The sequence below is a fragment of the Sediminibacterium roseum genome (assembly GCF_009939005.1).
In the GTDB taxonomy this organism is placed as follows: domain Bacteria; phylum Bacteroidota; class Bacteroidia; order Chitinophagales; family Chitinophagaceae; genus Sediminibacterium; species Sediminibacterium roseum.
This window is the reverse complement of record NZ_JAACJS010000002.1, coordinates 513,434-534,810: the sequence shown is the minus strand read 5'-3', so window position 1 is coordinate 534,810 and position 21,377 is coordinate 513,434. Positions and strand designations below refer to the sequence as shown.

General features: G+C 43.8%; 25 protein-coding genes and 1 pseudogene. 17 read left to right on the top strand and 9 right to left on the bottom strand.

Annotated features, from left to right (window positions below; genetic code table 11):
• The first annotated feature begins 40 nt into the window (after positions 1-40).
• From GWC95_RS02285 to GWC95_RS02270, 4 genes are all read left to right on the top strand, one after another.
• On the top strand, positions 41-817 hold the full coding sequence (locus GWC95_RS02285; RefSeq protein ID WP_161817046.1) for a cupin domain-containing protein: 777 nt from the start codon (positions 41-43) through the stop codon (positions 815-817).
• Positions 818-1,008: 191 nt separating this feature from the next.
• Complete coding sequence (locus GWC95_RS02280; protein ID WP_161817045.1) at positions 1,009-2,550, top strand: YifB family Mg chelatase-like AAA ATPase; 1,542 nt, start codon at positions 1,009-1,011, stop codon at positions 2,548-2,550.
• A gap of 558 nt (positions 2,551-3,108) precedes the next feature.
• Positions 3,109-4,350, top strand: a complete 1,242-nt coding sequence (locus GWC95_RS02275; RefSeq protein ID WP_161817044.1) for a hypothetical protein — start codon at positions 3,109-3,111, stop codon at positions 4,348-4,350.
• A gap of 20 nt (positions 4,351-4,370) precedes the next feature.
• Complete coding sequence (locus GWC95_RS02270) at positions 4,371-5,096, top strand: hypothetical protein (RefSeq protein ID WP_161817043.1); 726 nt, start codon at positions 4,371-4,373, stop codon at positions 5,094-5,096.
• Between the two features lie 56 nt (positions 5,097-5,152).
• On the opposite strand, the gene GWC95_RS02265 is transcribed toward GWC95_RS02270, so the two are convergent.
• Positions 5,153-5,413 (bottom strand): helix-turn-helix transcriptional regulator, encoded by a 261-nt coding sequence (locus GWC95_RS02265; protein WP_237722036.1) that lies wholly within the window; start codon positions 5,411-5,413, stop codon positions 5,153-5,155.
• 18 nt (positions 5,414-5,431) lie between these two features.
• Between GWC95_RS02265 and GWC95_RS19685 the strand changes: the two genes are divergently transcribed.
• The 5 genes from GWC95_RS19685 to GWC95_RS02245 all read left to right on the top strand — a co-directional run bounded on the left by GWC95_RS19685 (position 5,432) and on the right by GWC95_RS02245 (position 10,049).
• Positions 5,432-5,821 carry an ATP-binding protein gene (locus GWC95_RS19685; RefSeq protein ID WP_237722035.1) on the top strand — a complete coding sequence of 130 codons (390 nt, stop codon included), beginning with the start codon at positions 5,432-5,434 and terminating at the stop codon, positions 5,819-5,821.
• 20 nt (positions 5,822-5,841) lie between these two features.
• Positions 5,842-6,042 carry a magnesium chelatase subunit ChlI family protein gene (locus tag GWC95_RS19680; RefSeq protein WP_237722032.1) on the top strand — a complete coding sequence of 67 codons (201 nt, stop codon included), beginning with the start codon at positions 5,842-5,844 and terminating at the stop codon, positions 6,040-6,042.
• Positions 6,043-7,511: 1,469 nt separating this feature from the next.
• On the top strand, positions 7,512-7,754 hold the full coding sequence (locus tag GWC95_RS02255) for a magnesium chelatase subunit ChlI family protein (RefSeq protein WP_317164085.1): 243 nt from the start codon (positions 7,512-7,514) through the stop codon (positions 7,752-7,754).
• Positions 7,755-8,149: 395 nt separating this feature from the next.
• Complete coding sequence (locus GWC95_RS02250) at positions 8,150-9,280, top strand: hypothetical protein (protein ID WP_161817041.1); 1,131 nt, start codon at positions 8,150-8,152, stop codon at positions 9,278-9,280.
• 31 nt (positions 9,281-9,311) lie between these two features.
• Positions 9,312-10,049: a hypothetical protein gene (locus GWC95_RS02245; protein WP_161817040.1), complete on the top strand. Its 738-nt coding sequence runs from the start codon at positions 9,312-9,314 to the stop codon at positions 10,047-10,049.
• A 12-nt stretch (positions 10,050-10,061) separates the two neighbouring features.
• Here GWC95_RS02245 and GWC95_RS02240 read toward each other — a convergent pair whose 3' ends face one another.
• Positions 10,062-10,361: a helix-turn-helix domain-containing protein gene (locus tag GWC95_RS02240; RefSeq protein ID WP_237722034.1), complete on the bottom strand. Its 300-nt coding sequence runs from the start codon at positions 10,359-10,361 to the stop codon at positions 10,062-10,064.
• A 176-nt stretch (positions 10,362-10,537) separates the two neighbouring features.
• Between GWC95_RS02240 and GWC95_RS19675 the strand changes: the two are divergent.
• The 3 genes and pseudogenes from GWC95_RS19675 to GWC95_RS19665 form a co-directional block, all read left to right on the top strand.
• Positions 10,538-10,588 (top strand): annotated as a pseudogene (locus GWC95_RS19675) (hypothetical protein); the annotation flags it as partial.
• 12 nt (positions 10,589-10,600) lie between these two features.
• Positions 10,601-10,771, top strand: coding sequence for a hypothetical protein (locus GWC95_RS19670; protein WP_237722033.1), 171 nt, complete (start codon positions 10,601-10,603; stop codon positions 10,769-10,771).
• A gap of 20 nt (positions 10,772-10,791) precedes the next feature.
• Positions 10,792-10,992 carry a magnesium chelatase subunit ChlI family protein gene (locus GWC95_RS19665; protein ID WP_237722032.1) on the top strand — a complete coding sequence of 67 codons (201 nt, stop codon included), beginning with the start codon at positions 10,792-10,794 and terminating at the stop codon, positions 10,990-10,992.
• A gap of 225 nt (positions 10,993-11,217) precedes the next feature.
• Here the strand turns inward: GWC95_RS19665 and GWC95_RS02230 are convergent, their stop codons facing one another.
• Positions 11,218-11,640 carry a hypothetical protein gene (locus tag GWC95_RS02230; protein WP_161817038.1) on the bottom strand — a complete coding sequence of 141 codons (423 nt, stop codon included), beginning with the start codon at positions 11,638-11,640 and terminating at the stop codon, positions 11,218-11,220.
• Positions 11,641-11,687: 47 nt separating this feature from the next.
• Here GWC95_RS02230 and GWC95_RS02225 point away from each other — a divergent pair, with 47 nt between their 5' ends.
• The gene (locus tag GWC95_RS02225) at positions 11,688-12,689 is read left to right on the top strand and encodes an IS1595 family transposase (RefSeq protein WP_161817037.1); all 1,002 of its coding nucleotides are present in this window, start codon (positions 11,688-11,690) and stop codon (positions 12,687-12,689) included.
• Positions 12,690-12,929: 240 nt separating this feature from the next.
• On the opposite strand, the gene GWC95_RS19570 is transcribed toward GWC95_RS02225, so the two are convergent.
• Positions 12,930-13,142: a type II toxin-antitoxin system HicB family antitoxin gene (locus tag GWC95_RS19570; protein ID WP_202630189.1), complete on the bottom strand. Its 213-nt coding sequence runs from the start codon at positions 13,140-13,142 to the stop codon at positions 12,930-12,932.
• Between the two features lie 160 nt (positions 13,143-13,302).
• On the opposite strand from GWC95_RS19570, the gene GWC95_RS02215 reads away from it, so the two are divergent.
• From GWC95_RS02215 to GWC95_RS02205, 3 genes are all read left to right on the top strand, one after another.
• Positions 13,303-13,443 (top strand): hypothetical protein, encoded by a 141-nt coding sequence (locus GWC95_RS02215; RefSeq protein ID WP_161817036.1) that lies wholly within the window; start codon positions 13,303-13,305, stop codon positions 13,441-13,443.
• Position 13,444: 1 nt separating this feature from the next.
• On the top strand, positions 13,445-13,960 hold the full coding sequence (locus tag GWC95_RS02210; RefSeq protein ID WP_161817035.1) for a hypothetical protein: 516 nt from the start codon (positions 13,445-13,447) through the stop codon (positions 13,958-13,960).
• Positions 13,961-14,370: 410 nt separating this feature from the next.
• Positions 14,371-15,123: a hypothetical protein gene (locus tag GWC95_RS02205; RefSeq protein ID WP_161817034.1), complete on the top strand. Its 753-nt coding sequence runs from the start codon at positions 14,371-14,373 to the stop codon at positions 15,121-15,123.
• An 80-nt stretch (positions 15,124-15,203) separates the two neighbouring features.
• On the opposite strand, the gene GWC95_RS02200 is transcribed toward GWC95_RS02205, so the two are convergent.
• From GWC95_RS02200 to GWC95_RS02190, 3 genes are all read right to left on the bottom strand, one after another.
• Positions 15,204-15,761 (bottom strand): hypothetical protein, encoded by a 558-nt coding sequence (locus tag GWC95_RS02200; RefSeq protein WP_161817033.1) that lies wholly within the window; start codon positions 15,759-15,761, stop codon positions 15,204-15,206.
• A 222-nt stretch (positions 15,762-15,983) separates the two neighbouring features.
• Positions 15,984-18,494 (bottom strand): excinuclease ABC subunit UvrA, encoded by a 2,511-nt coding sequence (uvrA, locus tag GWC95_RS02195; protein WP_161817032.1) that lies wholly within the window; start codon positions 18,492-18,494, stop codon positions 15,984-15,986.
• A gap of 162 nt (positions 18,495-18,656) precedes the next feature.
• Positions 18,657-19,007 (bottom strand): nuclear transport factor 2 family protein, encoded by a 351-nt coding sequence (locus GWC95_RS02190; protein ID WP_161817031.1) that lies wholly within the window; start codon positions 19,005-19,007, stop codon positions 18,657-18,659.
• A 503-nt stretch (positions 19,008-19,510) separates the two neighbouring features.
• Between GWC95_RS02190 and GWC95_RS02185 the strand changes: the two genes are divergently transcribed.
• Complete coding sequence (locus GWC95_RS02185) at positions 19,511-20,092, top strand: hypothetical protein (protein WP_161817030.1); 582 nt, start codon at positions 19,511-19,513, stop codon at positions 20,090-20,092.
• A 108-nt stretch (positions 20,093-20,200) separates the two neighbouring features.
• Here the strand turns inward: GWC95_RS02185 and GWC95_RS02180 are convergent, their stop codons facing one another.
• Positions 20,201-20,779, bottom strand: coding sequence for a methyltransferase family protein (locus tag GWC95_RS02180; protein WP_161817029.1), 579 nt, complete (start codon positions 20,777-20,779; stop codon positions 20,201-20,203).
• Between the two features lie 73 nt (positions 20,780-20,852).
• Positions 20,853-21,212 carry a CoA-binding protein gene (locus GWC95_RS02175; RefSeq protein WP_161817028.1) on the bottom strand — a complete coding sequence of 120 codons (360 nt, stop codon included), beginning with the start codon at positions 21,210-21,212 and terminating at the stop codon, positions 20,853-20,855.
• Positions 21,213-21,377 lie beyond the last annotated feature (165 nt).

The following is a 21,377-nucleotide window of genomic DNA, read 5'->3' as shown; positions in this document are numbered from 1 at the left end:
TAACTTGATACGGTTAATATAAATCTCCAAACCTGCCATTATGAAATGCTATGTTCTTCTTGCCTGCATCGTTTCGTTCACCAGCCTGGCCGCGCAGCCATCGGTTACGCCTATCCCCGCAAAGGTTTATGTATTGCAGCCCATCCAAAACATTGCGCCCGGAAAAGCGGGAGAAACCAACCTGGTGTTTGATGGATCGAGCGAAGTATTGTCATCACAAATGATGAAGCACACCGCGCTGAAAGCCAAAGAAAAATACAGCTTCCCCAAAACGCAGTTCAGGGAAATATTCATCATTGTAAAAAAAGGGCCGATACAGTTCAACCTGAACAACCAGGTTAAGACGCTAGACCGGGGTTCAGTTGCATTGTTGTTACCGGGCGATGAATTAACGATCTTCAATACCGGTACGGAGAACACGGAGTTTTACGAAATGAGTTACACCAGTAAACAACCTGCCGATATGGACCGCGCCAAGGCCGCCGGCCCATCTTTCCTGATGGATTGGAAGGATATGGTTTTCAAACCGCACGACAAAGGCGGGGTTCGCCAGTTGTTCGACAGGAAAACGGCTATGTTCAACCGTTTTGATATCCACGTAACACAGCTTAACGAAGGAAATAAAAGTCATGACCCGCATCAGCACAAGAACGAAGAGATCATCCTGATGCTCGAAGGAAATGCGGAAATGCAGATCGGCACCGAGCACCAGAAAGCAAATCCTGGTGATGTTGTGTTTCTCAGTTCAAATATCTTACACAATCTTACAAACATAGGCAAGGGGGCGTGTTTGTATTTTGCGATCCAGTGGAATTAGGAATTGAAGATTGAATCGTACTTAACCGTATTTTGAATAACTGAAATGATGAACGATCACAAAGATCATTCATCATTTTTTATTTTTCGACCCGCCGGTTATCGGCATCACCCCGTTTCATGGCCGTAAAATTCGCCGTATTAATACGCTATCCTTTCTTACATCCTCCTCCTATCTTGCCAAACAAAAAAATGCTTGTAAAAACATTTGGCAGTGCCGTGTATGGAGTGGAGGCGATCAGCATTACAATTGAAGTGAATGTGAGCATGGGGCAGCATTACACGATCGTTGGGCTGCCAGACAATGCGGTGCGTGAAAGCTTGCAGCGAACGGAGAGTGCGATCAAAACGAACAACTATTTTATGCCGCGCACAAAGATCGTGGTGAACCTGGCGCCGGCAGACATCCGCAAAAGTGGTTCCTCGTTTGATCTGCCCATCGCATTGGGTATCCTGGGTGCGAGTGAACAGATCGGGATGCCCGAGTGTCTTAAAGATTATGTGATCATGGGCGAGCTGAGCCTGGATGGCACCGTTCAACCCATCAAAGGCGCATTGCCTATTGCGATACAGGCGCGCAAGGAGGGGTTCAAAGGGCTCATCGTTCCACTGGCCAACGCACGCGAAGCGGGTATGGTGAACAACCTGGATGTGTATGGCGTGGAGCACCTGAACGAAGTGGTGCGTTTTTTCGAGGACAGCAATTCGCTTCAGCCCGTAGTGGTAAATACGCGGGAAGAATTCTTTGGCAACCAGTATGAATTTGATATCGATTTCAACGAGGTAAAGGGCCAGGAAAACATCAAGCGTGCAATGGAGATAGCAGCCGCTGGCGGACACAACGCCATCCTGATCGGCCCGCCCGGTGCAGGCAAAACGATGCTTGCGAAACGTTTGCCTACCATACTGCCGCCACTGGGTTTGCAGGAAGCATTGGAAACAACGAAGATCCACAGTGTGGCGGGTAAGCTCCCGGAGAACAGTGCATTGATCAGTAAGCGGCCTTTCCGTTCGCCGCATCATACGATCTCAGATGTAGCATTGGTGGGCGGCGGCGGAACCCCGCAGCCCGGGGAGATCTCGCTCGCGCACAACGGCGTGCTGTTCCTGGACGAGCTCCCCGAATTCAAGCGCACCGTTCTCGAGGTAATGCGCCAACCGATGGAGGAAAGACGCGTAACCATTTCGCGTGCAAAAATGGCGCTCGACTTTCCCGCGAATTTTATGTTGATCGCGTCGATGAATCCATGTGCCTGCGGGTTTTACAACCATCCCGAGAAAGAATGCACGTGTCCGCCGGGCGCGGTGCAGAAATACCTGAATAAAGTATCGGGGCCTTTATTGGATCGTATTGATCTGCATGTGGAGGTAACGCCTGTAGCGTTCAGCGAACTCAGCAATCACAATGAAAGCGAATCTTCATCTGCCATCCGCGAAAGGGTGATAGGTGCGCGTGATATCCAGTCAGCACGATATGCCGAAATGCCCGGCACGTATTGCAATGCACAAATGAGCAGCAAACAACTGCGTGAGATCTGCATCATCAGCCCGGTTGGTGAAGCGCTTTTGAAGAAAGCGATGGAGCGGTTGAATTTAAGTGCGCGGGCGTATGATCGGATTTTGAAAGTGAGCCGGACAATTGCGGATCTTGCCGGAAGCGATGACATTAAGCCGGAGCACCTTGCAGAGGCGATACAGTTTCGCAGTCTGGATAGAGAGGGTTGGGCGGGTTGATAAACTCATTGCCCGCCAATCGGACCTTTCTCATCCGTCCGTTACCGACAAGCATCGTTTTGTTCGTAATGGCATTCCTCCGATCGCAGAGTCCCCTTCGGGAGACGTCTGCGGAGAACGTTCAAAAAATAGTTGGTTTTAAGGACGCTCTGCGGAGAATGAATTAAAAAATATTAGTAATCCCGTGCTGCGTAAAGTCCTCTTCGAGAGACATTTGCGGCGAAAAGTCGTGCGTGTTTTGTTTTTGGAAAAAAGGAGGACTATGCGGAGAAAAAAAATATTTTTTACTAATTTATAAAATGAGGGTATTTACCCCTCTTGCTGTATTGAGTTCGTTCTTACATTTATTACGCAATTAAAAAGTAGCAAGGAATAATTTTTTGATTCTGTACATATAACCTTGTGACAATATTGGTTGCAACAAATACTCCCCCCACTGATAGTCAGACGTTTTCACCGCAAGTTGGAAAACACATAACCGAAACTTTTCTATGCATGTCAAACCTTGGTCACTCATCAATTTTTTTATTCAATCAATCTCAACAAAAAACGACCAGAATGAAGAAAAATCTATGGCTTGGATTATTTATCGCTTTTCTCACGATTGCTACGTTCTATGCGTGTAAAAAGCAGGATGCGACAGTTACGCAGCAGGAAACGACTAATTTTAGAGTTGTCGTTGAGACGTGGCAGACAGCTTTTACAAAGACTGCATCACTTAAGAAAATAAATATAACAGATTCGATTGTTGCTAACTTGGATTACTCGCAAGCTACAAAAATGCTCGGATCAAATAATGACGTATTGTATGTAATACGCATTAACGATCAAAGCACTGATAAAAAACAGCGGTTTCTGGCAATTAGTCAAAAGGGTGGTATTTTCACGTTAGCAGGCATATTCAAAACGACAGCCATTTCCTTGGTGAAAGCAGTATATGAAAAAAGACCTCTCCAGCCGAAAGAGAAAGTGTTACTTACCAATTTGGATGGTTTTCCGAAATCTGGGTGGAGAGCAAATACAAAAGGAGAGCAACTAGAAGGCACTGGCGAAGTGCGGGACAAAAAAATGTCTTTTGCAGAGTTTACTAAGCAAGTAATGGCGGGCAGAATAGCACAAACTGCAAAAGATTATATGCAACCTATAGAAGAGCCATGTATCGACCACTGGATGGTTTGGCGCAATGACGAAACTGGAGAAATAGTGGATATAGAGTACTTGGGGTCAAGCGGTGATTGTGAAGAAAACAATAACAGTGGCGGTGACAGCCCACCCTCGCCTCGATACTGTGATTTCACTGAAGAAGAAGGACAAGACCTTTTAGACGCTGCAGAAATAGAATCTGTTGATATTAACCAACAAGAAACAACTGATTCGACTACAATGAATGGCGACGAAACGATTAACCCTTCGACTGGATATATTGAAGGTAGATATGTATCAGGAAAATTGCCCGTTCTCAGGACTACTGCACCGTTTATAAGTACCATTGAATGGTCAGTCCATTTTGCAGGTACGAGGTATAAAATCACAACATCACCTACTGAACAATGGAAGTTCAAGGAAGTTCATTACTCGGGCATAACACAAACCGACGGCGGGACAGATGTTTGCTTTTCAATGAACGTAACGGCGATAGATAATGGCACTATCATAAGTACAAATAAATTGTCAGCAGATGCATCAATCACTTATACCGCCATTCTTTATATATCTTGCCTAAATAATGCGCAGGTAGGCAAACCAAAAATTGATACAGTAACCCCAACAATAGTTGCAAGCTACTCGAAACCAAATTAGTTTATCGAATTTGACCCTACATGAAAATTTCGCACGTAATTATATTGTTGTTTTTTTCCTTTCCCATATACGGACAGCGACCATCACAGCTACGATGTATCAAAGGAACCGCTGTATTTCCATATCTCACATTCAACGGTGAAGTAAAAGGTGAGGAAACTAGCACGATTCATATTTATGAGTTAGGAAAAAAGCGTCTTTATGACTTAGAATACGATGAACGGGTCATAGAGAAAAATGAGCTTAAATCTACAAAAACCGTTAGGCATTGGATTACTTTTCATGTGGATAGTGCCTATGGCTATGACTACAACCTTTCTTCCAAAATTCGCAAGAGAGTAAATCTAGACTCTTCATTGCGGCAAGAGTGGGTGTACGCAAACAGTTTTTATCGTGGGCTTAATTCAAATATCAGTGTTTTAATATCATCGAAACGTAGTTCAATGAATAAAACCTTAATTGAGGAATATTTGATAAAAAACAAGGTTGATTCATCAGACATGATGAAACAGACATTTTTCTACTCATCAGTGAAGTTAAAAAATGTGTCAGCCAGTCTATCTAAAGAGTTAGATAGCATTAAGCAAATGAAATTGTACAAGGCCCAAACAATTATCTTACCTCGAACAATTCCGGGAAAAAACACATCCTTCCCCGCGTTTAGAACAGAATTTGAATTCCAAGAAATAGCCCCCCTCAATAAGGTTGATGTACTTTATCATTTGCACAAGTTAGGAGGTAGTTAGATTGCTTTACAAGAAAAAGCCGCTCAATGAGCGGCTTTTTTGTTTAACAAGTATACTTACCAACCTTTGTGCGAAAGGAGACGCTTACTTCGTTCCCAACTTGCAACAGCTCCTTCATCCACACCAAGCATCTTCGCGAGCTTCAAATTGCTCAACCCATGCTCGTATTTGTACCGCTTGATCTTCCCTCCAAACGTTTCCGTTTCGTGGTCAAAGGGGTAATAGCCGAGAAAAGCAATGATCGTGGGATATTGATAGAGTCGCGGTTCATTGCGTCCATTCTCCCAATAACACAGGCAGTCTTCTGACACATTCATCAACTTTGCGGCTTAGCTTTGATACAACCCCAAATCCATTCTCCGCTTCCTGATATGCTCCCCGAGCGTTTTCGGGTTGGGGATAGCCTTGAAAATGAGGCTTTTGCACGCGGGCGGTGTACCTGCACAGTATCGACAAAACCATGCGCCTGTGGGTTTTACAACCATCCCGAGAAAGAATGCACCTGTCCGCCGGGTGCGGTGCAGAAATACCTGAATAAAGTATCGGGGCCTTTATTGGATCGTATTGATCTGCATGTGGAGGTAACGCCTGTAGCGTTCAGTGAACTCAGCAATCACAATGAAAGCGAATCTTCATCAGCCATCCGCGAAAGGGTGATAGGTGCGCGTGAGATCCAGTCAGCACGATATGCCGAAATGCCCGGCACGTTTGCAATGCACAAATGAGCAGCAAACAATTGCGTGAAATGTGCATCATCAGCCCTGTTGGTGAAGCGCTTTTGAAGAAAGCGATGGAGCGGTTGAATTTAAGCGCCCGCGCATACGACAGGATCTTAAAAGTAAGCAGAACGATCGCGAATCTTGCAGGGAGTGAGGAGATCAAACCGGAGCATTTAGCCGAGGCGATTCAATTTCGCAGTCTCGACAGAGAAGGTTGGGCGGGTTGATCAATCACATCACCGGATTGTTCATTACAAAGAATTAAAAATTATTAGTAAGCCCGTGCTGCGCAAAGTCCTCTTCGAGAGACATTTTCGGTGAACAGTCGTGCGTGTTTTGTTTTGGGAAAAGGAGACTATGCAGAGAAATAAAAATTGAAAGCAAAAGAGAGTACGATAGTTAGCGAACTGGCGAGCGAACTCTCAGGATGCTCAAGAATATATGTAACAAAAAGAAACGTCGCTTATTGAGCGACGTTTCTTTTCCACCCTTTACTGAACATTCAATTTTGACAAGTGTAATAGCACTTGAGTACTATTTGGAGGGACAATTTCTTGCAAAGCAAACTCGGTTCTGAAAGTTGGCAGCGTTATACCCTTTCCTGGGATTTTTCTGGGTAATACTATTGTCTGCGCTTTATATAGTCTCATTTGCTTTAAACTATCCAGCTTCTTCGATAAACTGATCGAGACGTTTTTCAATACGTGAGTTGAGTAAAAGAATATTTGTTTCATTACCTCAGATGAATCTGATGGACTCAGTATTGAATATTCTTCGACCAAAGTTCCACTTACAGAATTTCGTTTCGATGAAGTTAAAACGCTCCGGTTTGCAGAGACACCTGAATACAAATTATTTGAATATACCCATTCTCGTTGCATAGCCGAATCGAGCTTAACCCGCATTCTTTTTTTAGACGATAGGTTATAGTCATATCCGTATGCGCTGTCAACATAGAACGTTATCCAGTGTCTGACAGTCTTGGTAGATTTAATTACACCTCCATCAATGACACGCTCATCATATTCAAGATCATACAGACGTTTTTTTCCATATTCATAGATTCGGATCGTACTGTATTCTTCGCCATTTATTTTACCGCTGGGAGTGAGATTAGGAAAAATAGACGTCCCTTTTATACAACGCAATTTGAGAGTGTGTGACTGTCCTAGAATAATCGCACTAAACAATAACGACGCGATAAAAAATGAAATTTTCATAGTTCTGTTGAATCAAGGATTCACTGAATAACTGGCAACAAGGGTTGGCGTTGACGTATCGATTTTGGCTTTGCATATTGCAAGTTATTTAAACAAGTAATGTAAAATATCGCATTATAGCTTATCGATCCTTGTGCTGATAGTTTATTGGGTTTTATCGTTGTACCGAGATTGGTGAGGGTGACAACTTTTATTGATTGAAAATATCGCAATGCTTTGAATTGAAAAAGGGGTGAAAACCCTTTTTTTATTTGCAATGAAAATAATGGGTGGTTGATATTAATTATAGATAGATCACTAGCTACGCAAACATATTTCATCGGCTGCCACAGCTCAATCAACAATCGCATCTCTGCGGATTTGGAAAAATACCACCCTTAATAGGTGGTATTTAAACTTAGGATAATGGAAACTTTTCCAATAGTTCGTGCTAAAGGTAAAGTCTTATTTGACGCCCATTTTGCGACTGTTCCTTCATCAATACTCAGCATGTTCGCAGCAGTAAGCAGCTACGTGAAATATGCGAGATCAGTTCTGTTGGCGAAGCGCTTTTAAAAAAAGCAATGGAACGATTGAATCTTAGTGCGCGTGCGTACGATCGCATTTTGAAAGTGAGCCGGACAATTGCGGATCTCGCCGGAAGCGATGACATTAAGCCGGAGCACCTTGCAGAGGCGATACAGTTTCGGAGTCTGGATAGAGAGGGTTGGGCGGGTTGATAAACTCATTGCCCGCCAATCGGACCTTTCTCATCCGTCTGTTACCGACAAGCATCGTTTTGTTCGTAATGGCATGTGTAACCCTCCGACCGCAGAGTCCCCTTCGGGAGACGTCTGCGGAGAACGTTCAAAAAATAGTTGGTTTTAAGGACACTCTGCGGAGAATGAATAATACATATTTCTGGATCACATGACTCTGTTTCTCTGCTAATTAACTAGTAGCCGGGTATTTTTCCCGTATTATAAAAAAAAGGGGGGTTACCCCTACGCTAAGTTCTTTATTCGATTTACATTCATTCTTCATTAAACCAAAACAATGAAACTACTATCATCAAAACTGCTTTTGCTTATCGCGCTAGCAACAGGCGTTTTTTTTTGCTTGTAAAAAAGAGCATTTGCAAACAACATCAAATCCCGAAGTACTTGGCTTCCAAAAGATCGTCGAACAATGGTATTTGTCGTACGGCAAAATTGCCAACACGAAAGACAAACAACGAAGCGACATTCTCATGAAAGGAGGACTAGACTATGCAATAAGCTATACAATACAAAGAGCAAACGAAAAGCCTTTAGTTCTCATCAAGATGAAATCAATGTCAGTTCAACGGCGAGAACAATTTTTTGCCCTCGTAAAAAATGACTCATCATATACATTCGATGGGATTTATGAAGCGAAAGACATTACAACGATCCGGACCTTGTTCGCGGGCAATTCCATGATCCCAGGAGATTCTATTAAGGTTCGATCGCTTACCAACAATCCTATTAAGGTGTGGGTTGGCGGTGTAGGCGGAAAGGTTAGGAATTTCAAAGGAATGGGTGTAGCGAAAGGGCAAGACGTCAAAGTGGCGTTCGCCAAAGCGACAAAAACTGCCAGCGGCACCCGATCAGATTATATTCCGCCTATCGAGGAGTGCCTTGCATGGTTTTTGATTGAATACGACCAAGAAACACATAGAATCTTAGAAGTGACGTTTTTATATTATAGCGGCGAATGCTATGAGGGTGGAGGAGGAGGCAGTGACGGCGCTCCACCCCCACCACCTCCCGCTTGTGGATTTACCGACGAAGAGGTTGACGACCTGTTTGCTAATGTCTCTCAGGAGTCCGTGAATGAATGGCATACAACTTCGATTGGGTCATTTGAAGTTGACCCAGTTTCCGGCTATCTCTACAGACCGTATACCGGTAAATGGCACTTTACAAATTTCGAACTGGCGAATGTTTGGTACAACAGATATTTTGCAAATTACTATGGTGAGCAATACAAAACCAGCGTGTATGACCCAACGTGGAAATTTGTAAATGCTATTTTCACAAACACATCAACGCCTGACGGATTTCCGACGTGTCACTCAGGTAGCCTCACTGGAACGTTTACTAACGGAACGCTGGGTAATGGTAATACTGAGGCAAACGTGGCGGGAAGTTGGACTTTTAACTATACTATTGCATGCGCGTTTGGTGTACGCGGTTCACCTGTTTACACTGGTTCAAGTACAGGTCAGGTGTATGTTGGCTATTAATACCGTAGATTAAACATCAAATTCATTCATTGTGAGAACTACATATGACACTTTACTTGCGATTTTCATAATCATTTTTGCATATCCTGAATGTGCGATCTCGCAACAATCAAATCACAACTCGGATATTAGTGGCGTAAGAATCAGCGAGCGGTTGCCCATTCAATCTGATACTGGCATCATTCATTATTCTAACGGAACAGTTGACATCTACACGCTCGCTACTATCAAGTTGTATAAAATGTCTTACAAGTTCGATTCCGTAGGGCCAAATAACAAATTAGTTCAGGAAACTAGATTTCGAATTTTTGTGTGTGATACTGTCACAAATTTAGGTTACGAATTCAACCCTCAAAATCTGTCGTCAAAAAAACAAATTAGCAGAAAGGATGCACTAAAAAACCAATGGTTTGTGATAACCGATCTCTATCCCATTTTTTTGAATTTCAAAGTTAGGGTTGTGAAATCCAAACGCGATAAAAATGGGTTGTATGAAGTGTACGAATTCAGGCATAAAAAAGATAATGCTCTTATTGAAACATGGAAAGTCAACTATTCAGACAAGTTGAAGACCGTTAATGAAACGTTATGCCGCCAATTGGATAGCACAAAGAAAACCAAGGCATATCGGATAGATGTTCAGTCTTACGATTATTATTTTAAAGAATACCGCTTTAAAATGAACGCTGGCAAAACGTTGTACACTTTGGAAAAAATTACAGAAATCTCTACCGAAATACGACGATACTTTGATGAATTTAAGCAATGAAAAAAACGCCGCTCAATGAGCGGCGTTTTTGTTTAACGTCGAAAGTAACCCTTTCAATGCTTCTTTGTGAGGAAGGCACTTATTTCGCTCCCAATTGGCAACAGTTCCTTCATCCACACCAAGCATCTTCGCGAGCTTCAAATTGCTCAACCCATGCTCGTATTTGTACCGCTTGATCTTCCCTCCAAACGTTTCCGTTTCGTGGTCAAAGGGGTAATAGCCGAGAAAAGCAATGATCGTGGGATATTGATAGAGTCGCGGTTCATTGCGTCCATTCTCCCAATAACACAGGCAGTCTTCTGACACATTCATCAACTTTGCGGCTTAGCTTTAATACAACCCCAAATCCATTCTCCGCTTCCTGATATGATCCCCGAGCGTTTTCGGGTGTTGGGGATAGCCTTGAAAATGAGGCTTTTGCACGCGGGCGGTGTACCTGCACAGTATCGACAAAACCATGCGCCTGTGGGTTTTACAACCATCCGGAGAAAGAATGCACCTGTCCGCCGGGTGCGGTCCAGAAATATCTGAATAAAGTATCGGGGCCTTTATTGGATCGTATTGATCTGCATGTGGAGGTAACGCCTGTAGCGTTCAGCGAACTCAGCAATCACAATGAAAGCGAATCTTCATCAGCCATCCGCGAAAGGGTGATAGGTGCGCGTGAGATCCAGTCAGCACGATATGCCGAAATGCCCGGCACGTTTGCAATGCACAAATGAGCAGCAAACAATTGCGTGAAATGTGCATCATCAGCCCTGTTGGTGAAGCGCTTTTGAAGAAAGCGATGGAGCGGTTGAATTTAAGCGCCCGCGCATACGACAGGATCTTAAAAGTAAGCAGAACGATCGCGAATCTTGCAGGGAGTGAGGAGATCAAACCGGAGCATTTAGCCGAGGCGATTCAATTTCGCAGTCTCGACAGAGAAGGTTGGGCGGGTTGACCAATCACATCACCGGATTGTTCATTTCACAATTAAAAATTATTAGTAAGTCCGTGCTGCGCAAAGTCCTCTTCGAGGGCACTAAATCATGTAAAGGGAGAAGAATTGAATTATAATGAGTTAGGTAAGAGTTCTTTTGAAGAACTATGGGAAGAAATTAAAGATACAGAAGCAGAGGTAATAGCCACATTTGAAGTAAGAGACGGTCAGATGGTTACCCGATGGCTAAATAATTCCCTCAAAATTGTCGGTAGCGAAATTGTTGTGTCCAAGTGATATGAGGTCTCCGTTTTTATCCACTACATTATTTTCTTTAATATCTTCTGAAATGAGTGTTAAGTATTCATCTACCAAGTTCCAAACGTGTTTAGAATCTGCTATTGGCTCGTCATCAGACAATAACGCTTTAGTAGTGGCAATGATTGCAGGCAATTCTAATTCTGGGGTTTTAACCACAAATTGTAAGTCCACAAACACATGGTTTGACTTAACTATGGGAGTAACAAAGCCTTTTGGCTTTTGTACATTCCCCAATAAATATGCTGAACTATCCAATGTTTTAATAAGCGGATTATATTCTACCCGAAACACGTTAATGACAATGGTAATTCCTTCACGTTGGATAATCTTTGGCAATTGTAAACTCATTTTTATTACGCTTTAGGTTGCTTTGAGAATACTAAAATAACTAATATATGTTTAAGAATCTACACGAATTATTGCTTTCAATGCCTACTGAAAAGGCTTGTAGGGACTATCTTATTACTCAACGTTGGGATGGTTGCCCGGTATGTCCTTACTGTGGATTTAGTGATAAAACATATGTTATTGAGAGCGGTAAAAGGTTTAAATGTGGAGCAAGTCAAGACGTATGCGGTAAGAAATACAGCGTTACAGTAGGAACTATATTTGAAAGCAGCCGTATTCCATTGACTAAATGGTTATCTGCGGTGTATGTGGTTACAGCACATAAGAAAGGTATTTCTTCACACCAGCTAGGCAGAGACTTAGGCGTTACTCAACGTACTGCATGGTTTATGATCCACCGTATTAGAGAAATGATGAAGAATGTAGGGGTACAATTAGAAGGGATAGTAGAAGTAGATGAAACGTATGTAGGTGGTAAGATGAAAAATAAGCACAAGAAAGTACGCGAGCAATACAAGAAAGAGGGAGGCTATGAATCAGGACACGCGGGTAATAAGACGGGCGTTATGGGATTACTGCAAAGACACGGTGAAGTAAAAGCAGTTGTAATAGACAGCCAAAAGCAAACTTTGAAAGAAATGGTTAACCAGTACGTAACACGCCCTAGTATTGTTATGACTGATAGCTTAATGGCATACCGGGGATTAGATAAAATGTTTGGAGCGCATGAGATTATCAGACATGATAAAGATGAATTTGTAAACGGTGATATTCATACTAACAGTGTAGAAGGGTTCTTCTCAACTCTCAAACGTGGTATCTATGGTATTTATCATCAAGCATCACCAAAACACATGCAGAGGTATTGCGATGAATTTGCGTATCGCTATAACACACGTAAAATTAAAGATGCAGATCGCTTTGCCCTATCCTTAAAAAATATGGAACGCAGGATAGACTATAAAACATTGACTAAGAAGGTTGAAGTATTGCCTAGTGTTCCTAAATGGGTGTTGGATAAAGAAGCTAAAAGAATAAACAAATTCTAATTACGCGAAAAGGTAACAGGAGGTTCAAGCGATGCGGGTATGGGAATACCTAAAGCCAAACAAATTGCAGTCACAGTAGCAGGTAACATTTCTCTATCATCAATTGGTGTATTCAATGTACCATACCTACCATTCTTAGGATTCTCAAAATAAATACAGCGTGCCTGCCCTTCCGGCAAAACACGCTGTGTACATTTGTGTTCCTTTACAATATAATTGTATAATTGTCTTCTGGTCATTCTATGCTAAAGCAAATGATTCTGTCTTTTCACCATAGGACTTATACATTTCTTGCCGCTTATGTTCCATCACTAAATGGAAATTATCCATAAGATTTTGTTTGGCTTCCTCTTTTGTTTTTCCCTCCGCAATAATCCCAGGAAACTCGGCTACGATAGCAGTGTAACCTTGCTCGCCTTCTGCGGGGATCAATAAACCGGTTATCTGTGCCATAATTTTAATTTTTGATAATTAATAATACTAATTATTACTCAAAGTTAGTATTTCTTATACAATACTTTGGTTGTTTAACTAATATTTGATTGATTATCAATGCTTGTTATGCTTAATAGGGGTGATAATACTACGTATAAAACGCTGTATCTTAGTGGCTATGGCAAAAGCAATCAACCCTAAGCCGCCCAAAATGACTAATAAGGCTCTCAAAGATGAGAAGCCTCTAAAAGTCAATCTATCCCCTGATGAACTGCTTAAACTGGCTTTAAATACTCCTATTAAAAAGAAGGGCAAATAACATGGATAACCTTAAACTCATTGAGGAAATTAAGGAACTTATACACGAATCCCCGATGTGTTCTGTGGACATTAAACCATTGATTGAAAAATATACCGAAGGGTTAGATAGGGAACAGCAACGCCCCGTTAGGGGAGATATTTTTAAAGTTCTTCGTGCTTTGAAAGAAGATAAGGACATCGACTACGCAGATAGTGCGGCTTCAATGGCGTTAATGACAACTATGCAAGGTGCTTACCCCACAAACTCGCTCCACATTAAAAGCACTCTTAAATATGAAAAGGAACGGCAAGTTCCCAAAACTCCGCAAGCCCCTCAATACATCACTAACATTACTACTCATGGAGCAAATAGCCCTGCTGTAGCCAACAGCGACCGAACTACCATAGGTACAGACAATAGCGATTTAACTAAAAAGGGCTTGAAAATAAGTAGGGAAACTCTTAATTGGACAATAGCCGGAATAGCACTAGCAACTCTGATAAGCATATTAGTTGCACTACACGTAATAGGATAAGACGTAAAGTATATTCAGATTCAGACATCCCTCACACCAATGCGAGGGATTTTTTAATAAAATAACTAACTTATTATTCTATATACTCCCTTTAGGTGATTCGATACCTCTTCGAGAGACATTTGCGGCGAACAGTCGTGCGTGTTTTGTTTTGGTTTTTAAGATAGAATGCGGAGAATAAAACCGGGATTGATGATTTTTTGATACTTATGCATTATCCCGGGTAGTTGTTGGTCAGGCGACCAACAACTACCCGGGAGGGAGAAAAAGGGTTCGAGAATCATCACGTATTTAACGCATAAAAGATTGAACGTCGACGGCAAAGCTTAACTTTTGGAAAGTTTTAAAACTTTCCAAAAGTTGCAGACGTATTCAAAAAATCATTATATTTCTGATACCAATCCAACTTTATGAGAAAAACAGCCTGCTTTTACATTTTTCTTCTTTTACTCTGCACAGGCAATCTTTTCTCGCAGCAAAACAGATCCGGGCCAAAAACACCTCTCGCTTTGTCAATCTCTCCTTGCTTTTCTATTCCTTTTGGCGTGTTTGCCTCACAAAACACAACATCCGCCAGATCGGGGTTTGCGAAACCAGGCGGTACGTTTCGTGTAACGGCCGATTATAACTTAACCCAAAAGCTGGCGCTGGTTTTGAATTACGACAGGGTCTCATTCCACCAAGATCAAACCACCATCCTCAACTCATTCAACCAATCGTACCCGGGCTATACGGTTAGCAACTCCATCGCCGGCTGGTGGATCATCAATAATTTTCAACTGGGCCTTACCAATATTTATACAATAAAAAACAAGGAACAGCAACCCAAAATGTTGGTTGAAAACCGTTTTCTGTTGGGCCTCGCTTCTGTCAGTACACCAAACACATTTGTAGCAAGCACCAACGGAGCTTCTACACTTTCGTTTAACCAGCCCGCTAAAAATGCTCCTGCATTTTCACTTACCATCGGTGGTGCGATCAAATCAATTCCGAAAAATCATCTTTTTATGAAAGCCACGGTAGATCTGTGTATGAGCCGCGCGCGGTTTAATGATGTCCAGTCAACCAAAAATGATAACGGCACAATCACCAATACAACAAAAATCATTACGCAGCCGATCTCTTATTTGTCTATTGGATGGGCGGTGGGATGGCAATTTTAAATCGCGCCCTGATTGGTTAGGTAAATGGTGTCTTTATTGTTTTGGAATTTCCAACGTTGTAAAGTTGAAGCCCGGAATATTTATTTCAGCCTGAATCCATTGGACACAGAAGCCAGTTCTTTCCAGACCGCATGGGTGTATGGCTGGGGCGAAATTTCAAAAAGGATCGCTGAAGCGCGGCCGACCGGGCTTTTTCGCACATGAACCCTCAAGTGCAAAGCCAGCGGATCGTGGCTCAAAAAATTTAAAGTTTTGACAAACCCTTCGAACGTTTCACGATCGCCGTTTGAGGTTTTTACCTGCCGGAAACCAGACGAGGTAAAGCCGGCGGCAGGGGCTGGTTTCTGACCCAGGTTGCTGAGATAAATGCCATTGTAATAGGCGGTCATGTATGCAGACAAGCTTTTCTCCGTGAATGATTGGGAACCTTTGATCAGCCAGACAAAAGCATAAGACCAGTACTGTACATTCCCTTGTTTTGACCAGCCAGGTGTAAAACGGATGTCCTCGATTCCATTAAAAGTAATCTCCTTTGCAAACCCTGGCGGAAGCTTGAATGTTTCCTTTCCCCAGCCCGCTGGCGCCGGAAATTCATAGGCGGGAAGTTGCGCGGATACTCCTTCTGCAAAAAGTATCATCAACGAAAAAAATGCGATCAGCCTATTCATGTTTTAAATCTACGGATGTTTTTTAAATTCTACGAATAAATCGTAGTGTTACGAAATGATCGTAATTTATGCGATACGGTTCCTTGAACGAAAGAAGAGATAGGGCGTTGCAACCAAATGATTGATACGTTTATGGATTATGATCTTTGTTATAATGATCATATTGATAAAGCAACCGGCATTCACCAATCGTTATCCCTGGCGCAAAAAATCCGCCAGGTAAGGCGCGGTTTTACTGTTCCTGTTTTTCGACACCGCTTGCGGTGTACCCTGTACAATAACCTTTCCTCCCTCGTCGCCGGCGCCGGGACCAATGTCTATTACCCAGTCGCTGCCCGCCACAACATGCATATCGTGTTCTATCACGATCACGGTATTGCCCGCATCAACAAGGCGGTTGAGCTGTTTCAGCAGCCGTTCAACGTCAGATGGATGGAGACCCGTGGTGGGTTCATCAAGTATGTAAAGTGTCTGGCCATTTTGTGTACGCTGTAGTTCCGTTGCAAGTTTGATGCGTTGCGCCTCGCCGCCTGAAAGTTCGGTTGCCGACTGGCCCAGCCGGATGTACCCAAGCCCTACCTCATGAAGCACTGAAAGGGCGGATTTTACTTTTGTATCGTTTGAAAAAAAGCTGAGTGCGTCATCAACGGTAAGTTCAAGTACCTGGGCAATATTCTTACCGCGGTATGTAATCTCGAGCGTCTTTGCATTGTAACGTGCACCGTTGCATACAGGACATGGTGCATACACACTGGGAAGGAACAGGAGTTCAACCATTACAAAGCCTTCGCCCTTGCAGTTCTCGCATCGTCCCTTGGCAACATTGAAAGAAAACCTGCCTGCATCATATTTTCGCTTCTTGGCGAGCGGTGTTTCGGCGAACAGTTTACGCACGTGATCAAAAAGACCGGTATATGTAGCCAGGTTGGAGCGGGGCGTGCGGCCAATCGCTTTCTGATCCACGCGTACCATTCGTTTGATGTATTCCATACCGCCCGTGATCTTTCCGCCTGTCGTCTCAACTTCAACACGTTCCAGTTCTTCGGTTTCCTCTTTTTCCGTTTCAATAAACTGCCCCAGTTGTGCACTTACAAATTCAGGCAACGCCTGTGCTGCAAGACTCGATTTTCCCGAACCTGAAACTCCGGTTACACTGGTGAAAACACCCAACGGAAATCTTACGTCAAGTCCTGCAAGGTTATTGCGGGTTACACCTTCAAGCGTGAGCCATCCTTTGGGCTTCCGGGCCGGGGGAGGCGTAAAACTTTTATTGCTGAACAGGTATTCCCTTGTTTTTGACGCGGCAATTTTTTGCAATCCTTCCGGCACCCCGCTATAAAGGATCTCGCCACCCGCCACACCCGCGGCCGGGCCTACATCAACGATCCATTCCGCTTTGCGGATCACCTCCAGTTCATGCTCAACTACGAAAATAGAATTGCCTGATTTTTTGAGGAGCTCTAGTGTTTCAAGCAAGGCATGTGTATCTGCGGGGTGCAGGCCGGCCGATGGTTCGTCCAGCACATACACCACACCGAAGAGGTTGGAATGAACCTGCGTACCCAACCTTAACCGCTGCAGTTCGCCCGGCGAGAGCGTAGGCGTGCTTCGTTCAAGCGTTAAATAACCAAGACCCAGATCAAGCAACACCTGTAAACGTTCAGCAATGTCGGCTGCAATACGCTGTGTAACGATGAGCTTTTCCGGGTGAGCGTCCTTTTGTGTTACGGACCTCTGCTGTTTCTGTGCAAAAGGATGTAACAGTTCGCTTAACTTCTTCAACGGAACACGCGAGAGTTCTGCGATGTCAAGGCCCGCGAATTTTACAGACAGCGATTCTTTGCGCAGGCGCTTGCCCTGGCATAGGGTGCAGTCCGTGCTTGTCATAAACTGCGCCACCCTTTTTTTCATGAGTTGACTCTGGGTGGTGGCAAAGGTCTGCATCACATATTTGCGCGCACCGGTAAAAGTTCCCATATAGCTGGGTGCCATTTTCTGCTTGAGCGCCTGTTTTACTTCCTTTGCGTTAAAGCCCGCGTATACCGGTACTTCGGGTTGCTCCTCGGTAAAAAGGATCCAGTCGCGGTCTTTTTTCGGAAGGTCGCGCCAGGGTTTGTCCACATCATACCCCAGCGTAACCAGGATCTCGCGCAGGTTCTGCCCGTGCCAGGCCGTGGGCCAGGAAGCGATCGCGCGTTCGCGTATCGATAAAGAATCATCCGGCACCATTGATTTTTCTGTTACCTCATAAACCCGGCCGAGTCCGTGGCATTTCGGACAGGCGCCCTCAGGTGTATTGGGTGAAAAAGATTCTGCATACAGGATAGCCTGCCCTGCGGGATAATCACCCGCCCGGGAATACAGCATCCGAAGCAGGTTTGACAAGGTGGTAACGCTGCCCACGGATGAACGGGTGGTCGGTGAGCCACGTTGCTGCTGCAATGCAACCGCTGGTGGAAGCCCTTCGATCGAATCTACCTCGGGCACGGACATCTGGTTGAACAGGCGCCGCGCATAAGGCGATACCGATTCAAGGTACCTGCGCTGTGCTTCGGCATACAAAGTTCCGAAGGCAAGGGATGATTTGCCTGAACCCGATACACCTGTAAACACGACCAATGCATCCCGTGGGATTTCCACAGACACGTTTTTGAGGTTGTGCTCACGCGCACCTTTTACGACAACATACCCATCTTTTTTCATAAATCATCTACAGTTTCTGAGTTGCGAGAGCAATAGAAATTGAATAGAAAATCGCATGCCCGGAATTGTGAATTTGTAAGGCTATCTTTCCAGGACTGTTTTATGCATACCCTGCCGTGATTGAAAAACTAAAATCGATCACCAGGCAAGCAAGGGTCGCCGCTATTTGTCTTCGATAACAAAAGCCTGCAACCCAGCCATCTCACCTTCCCGGAAATGCCATACATCGCAATAGGATGACTGGACGGGCTTGCCGTCTTTGTCTTTCGTAGTAATTTTCCCGACAGCGGTAACAAAATCGCCTTCCGAGATCAGGTGCTCAACCTTAAACTCCGGCGGGTCTATATAGTTTTCACGCATCCATTGCCGGACAGCTTCTTTTCCACTTAGAACCTGATCGCCTACAAAATTCCACTGCGTATCCTCTGTACAAAAGGATAGAAATCCTTCGTTATCACCTGCAGCTATTAACGCGTTGGCTTGTAAAAGTGTTTCTTTGTTTTTGTCTGACATCGGTTGTTGTTTTATGCGGCGGGTATTCCCCGGCTGGTGATTAATGAATTCTCATGCTTTCATCCATTTGGGCCTTGGTTCTCTGAACCGAAGCAGCTGCCCGGCGCACTATGCAGATACCCAGGTTATACTTCCCTTAAAAGACCGGATGAAACTGAAAGACTTCCTGATTTCAATGTTCATGCCTTACTCTTCAAAAATCCGTGCCGGGACTTGTTGCGTTTTTGTTTACATTGGTAATTGAATGGATGAATAGAAAATCAGTGCGGCGCGTAGTACGCTTCGAGCGTTGCCCACGGCGAATTTTCAGGATTGATTTGTTTGTGTGAACACACTTCGGCGAATCAAAATAACCTCGAATTAGCTTAACTTTTGGAAAGTTTGGAACTTTCCAAAAGTTGTATGGAAGATTCAAAAGAAATAGCAAGATAGAAACCACAGCAAGTACCTAATTGTACTTATCGTCCGGAGCTAAATTGCAATTAACCCTTAAAACAACTGCTATGAACTTTTGTAAAACGATCTTGCTATTCGTCGCATTTCTTCTTTTCAGCATCAACACCATCGGTCAGCAAAAGCTATTGGAAAACAGAAACGCTATTTACAGTAGCCTGAATGCGTATGTCTATACAGCAGGAAAAGAAATATTGGCGCGTGAATGCGAAGATGGCTGTTTTTTTATCAGGTTCAATGTTGATGCAAATGGATTTATAAGTAATATTCAATCCAACCGGGGCGCATGGCAGGCACTGGACACAATTGTACAATCGGCCCTGCGCACAACCAGCGGTAGATGGAAAGGAACGAAAAGTAATAAACCCTTTGTTCTGCCGGTATTATTCAATTCAGGAGATTGCGCTCCGATTGGCCCGAACACGCCCGTGACTGAAATACTTGCGAGAATACCAAAAATCACTGATTCTACTGACATGATCAAAAGCATGCAGAAAAGCATGCACTATAACTTTCTCCACATGAACGACTTTGATCATTCTGAAAAATCCTCGCCGTTTACCCCGGGTGAGCCAATTGAATGCATACTCCTTACGCCGCTTTATTTTACCGGGCCTAAAATAAAAGTGTAGCGAGGGAAAATATAAAGATGAAACGCATAACCACTTATGCTATCACATAACTAACTCCGGGCAACAATAACAGGAATACAACGCCTTATACTTTGTAAAGGGCCGCTGCTAAATAAACGGCAGCAACATAGGCACCCGCAACCTGTAAACTTTATAATCTTCTCCATACTGCGCCATCAATTTCCGCTCGAGAAAATAGATCGCAATAAAACAGTACAAAGTAAAACACACCGCACTAACCAGGTTGTTCCTGTACGGATAACCGATAAATACGCCCCAAAAAAGAAACAAAACACCCGTATACATAGGATGCCTCACATAGGTATGCAATCCATCGCGCTCAAAATCATCCGAAGTTTCCATGCCGAGTAATGTTGCCAGGCCACTGTAATTAAGTGCATGCTTCCAAAGCGAAACAACAATGGCCGCAAAAGCTGCCAGCACCAGAACAGCCGCGATGATCTTAACAACCCAATGCGGGTGCCAGAATATAGTGCCCGTTGCAACATAATGGTAGTGGATCAATATCAACAACACGATCAACACCGCCAGCGAATACAGGGGCCGGTAATATTTTCCCAGCCTTGTCCCAACATTTCTCGCCACAGGCCCCGATGCCAGCCCACTGTGTACCACCGCGAAGATGATCCACATGAGAATAAGCGTTGTAAAAGGAGCTTGTGTCATTTTAAGGAAGCTGTTGATTTATGCTGAGTGAATGTAAACCGTCCGCCATCTTTCTTGCGAAGCGCTGGCCCCCTCAATACTGTCCTGTGCCCAACATCACCAGCGTACAGGCCTCTACGGGCTGGATCCCGTTCTCTTTTGCGAGCGCAGCCAATTCGTCGTTCTCCGTACCCGGGTTAAAGATGACGCGCTTTGGGTGGAGGGATAAGATATAGTCGTAATACTGTTTCTGCAATTGCGGGTTCAGGTACAAGGTAACCGTATCTACATCCTTTTCATCCGGCCGTTCTTTGATCACTTTCGTATTACCTACCTGTCCCTCTTTCTTTCCAATGGCCACCACAGGATGCCCATAACGGTTTAGTTTCTCTACTGCCAAAAAACTATACCGCGAAGGGTTATCGCTGGCGCCAAGTACTATTGTCTTCTTCATATCTGGTTTATGTGTATTTATTTTTGTTGGATGATCAACAGCCCGTGGTAAATGGGTTGCCGTATGCATACACCAAGTTACGCATCAGTTGACGATTTGAACACCCGGGTTCTTCACCATTCATTAATTCAATAACCATACCACCAACTGAAACTTTTCCTAACT

Coding starts and splice junctions, on each gene's coding strand:
- GWC95_RS02205 (WP_161817034.1), top strand. CDS start 14,371: ATGAGAAAAACAGCCTGCTTTTACATTTTTCTTCTTTTACTCTGCACA.
- GWC95_RS02190 (WP_161817031.1), bottom strand. CDS start 19,007: ATGTCAGACAAAAACAAAGAAACACTTTTACAAGCCAACGCGTTAATA.
- GWC95_RS19680 (WP_237722032.1), top strand. CDS start 5,842: ATGTGCATCATCAGCCCTGTTGGTGAAGCGCTTTTGAAGAAAGCGATG.
- GWC95_RS02270 (WP_161817043.1), top strand. CDS start 4,371: ATGAAAATTTCGCACGTAATTATATTGTTGTTTTTTTCCTTTCCCATA.
- GWC95_RS02175 (WP_161817028.1), bottom strand. CDS start 21,212: ATGAAGAAGACAATAGTACTTGGCGCCAGCGATAACCCTTCGCGGTAT.
- GWC95_RS19665 (WP_237722032.1), top strand. CDS start 10,792: ATGTGCATCATCAGCCCTGTTGGTGAAGCGCTTTTGAAGAAAGCGATG.
- GWC95_RS02180 (WP_161817029.1), bottom strand. CDS start 20,779: ATGACACAAGCTCCTTTTACAACGCTTATTCTCATGTGGATCATCTTC.
- uvrA (WP_161817032.1), bottom strand. CDS start 18,494: ATGAAAAAAGATGGGTATGTTGTCGTAAAAGGTGCGCGTGAGCACAAC.
- GWC95_RS19570 (WP_202630189.1), bottom strand. CDS start 13,142: ATGGCACAGATAACCGGTTTATTGATCCCCGCAGAAGGCGAGCAAGGT.
- GWC95_RS02265 (WP_237722036.1), bottom strand. CDS start 5,413: ATGAATGTGTCAGAAGACTGCCTGTGTTATTGGGAGAATGGACGCAAT.
- GWC95_RS02200 (WP_161817033.1), bottom strand. CDS start 15,761: ATGATACTTTTTGCAGAAGGAGTATCCGCGCAACTTCCCGCCTATGAA.
- GWC95_RS02210 (WP_161817035.1), top strand. CDS start 13,445: ATGGATAACCTTAAACTCATTGAGGAAATTAAGGAACTTATACACGAA.
- GWC95_RS02230 (WP_161817038.1), bottom strand. CDS start 11,640: ATGAGTTTACAATTGCCAAAGATTATCCAACGTGAAGGAATTACCATT.
- GWC95_RS02240 (WP_237722034.1), bottom strand. CDS start 10,361: ATGAATGTGTCAGAAGACTGCCTGTGTTATTGGGAGAATGGACGCAAT.
- GWC95_RS02225 (WP_161817037.1), top strand. CDS start 11,688: ATGTTTAAGAATCTACACGAATTATTGCTTTCAATGCCTACTGAAAAG.
- GWC95_RS02185 (WP_161817030.1), top strand. CDS start 19,511: ATGAACTTTTGTAAAACGATCTTGCTATTCGTCGCATTTCTTCTTTTC.
- GWC95_RS02280 (WP_161817045.1), top strand. CDS start 1,009: ATGCTTGTAAAAACATTTGGCAGTGCCGTGTATGGAGTGGAGGCGATC.
- GWC95_RS02215 (WP_161817036.1), top strand. CDS start 13,303: ATGGCAAAAGCAATCAACCCTAAGCCGCCCAAAATGACTAATAAGGCT.
- GWC95_RS02275 (WP_161817044.1), top strand. CDS start 3,109: ATGAAGAAAAATCTATGGCTTGGATTATTTATCGCTTTTCTCACGATT.
- GWC95_RS02285 (WP_161817046.1), top strand. CDS start 41: ATGAAATGCTATGTTCTTCTTGCCTGCATCGTTTCGTTCACCAGCCTG.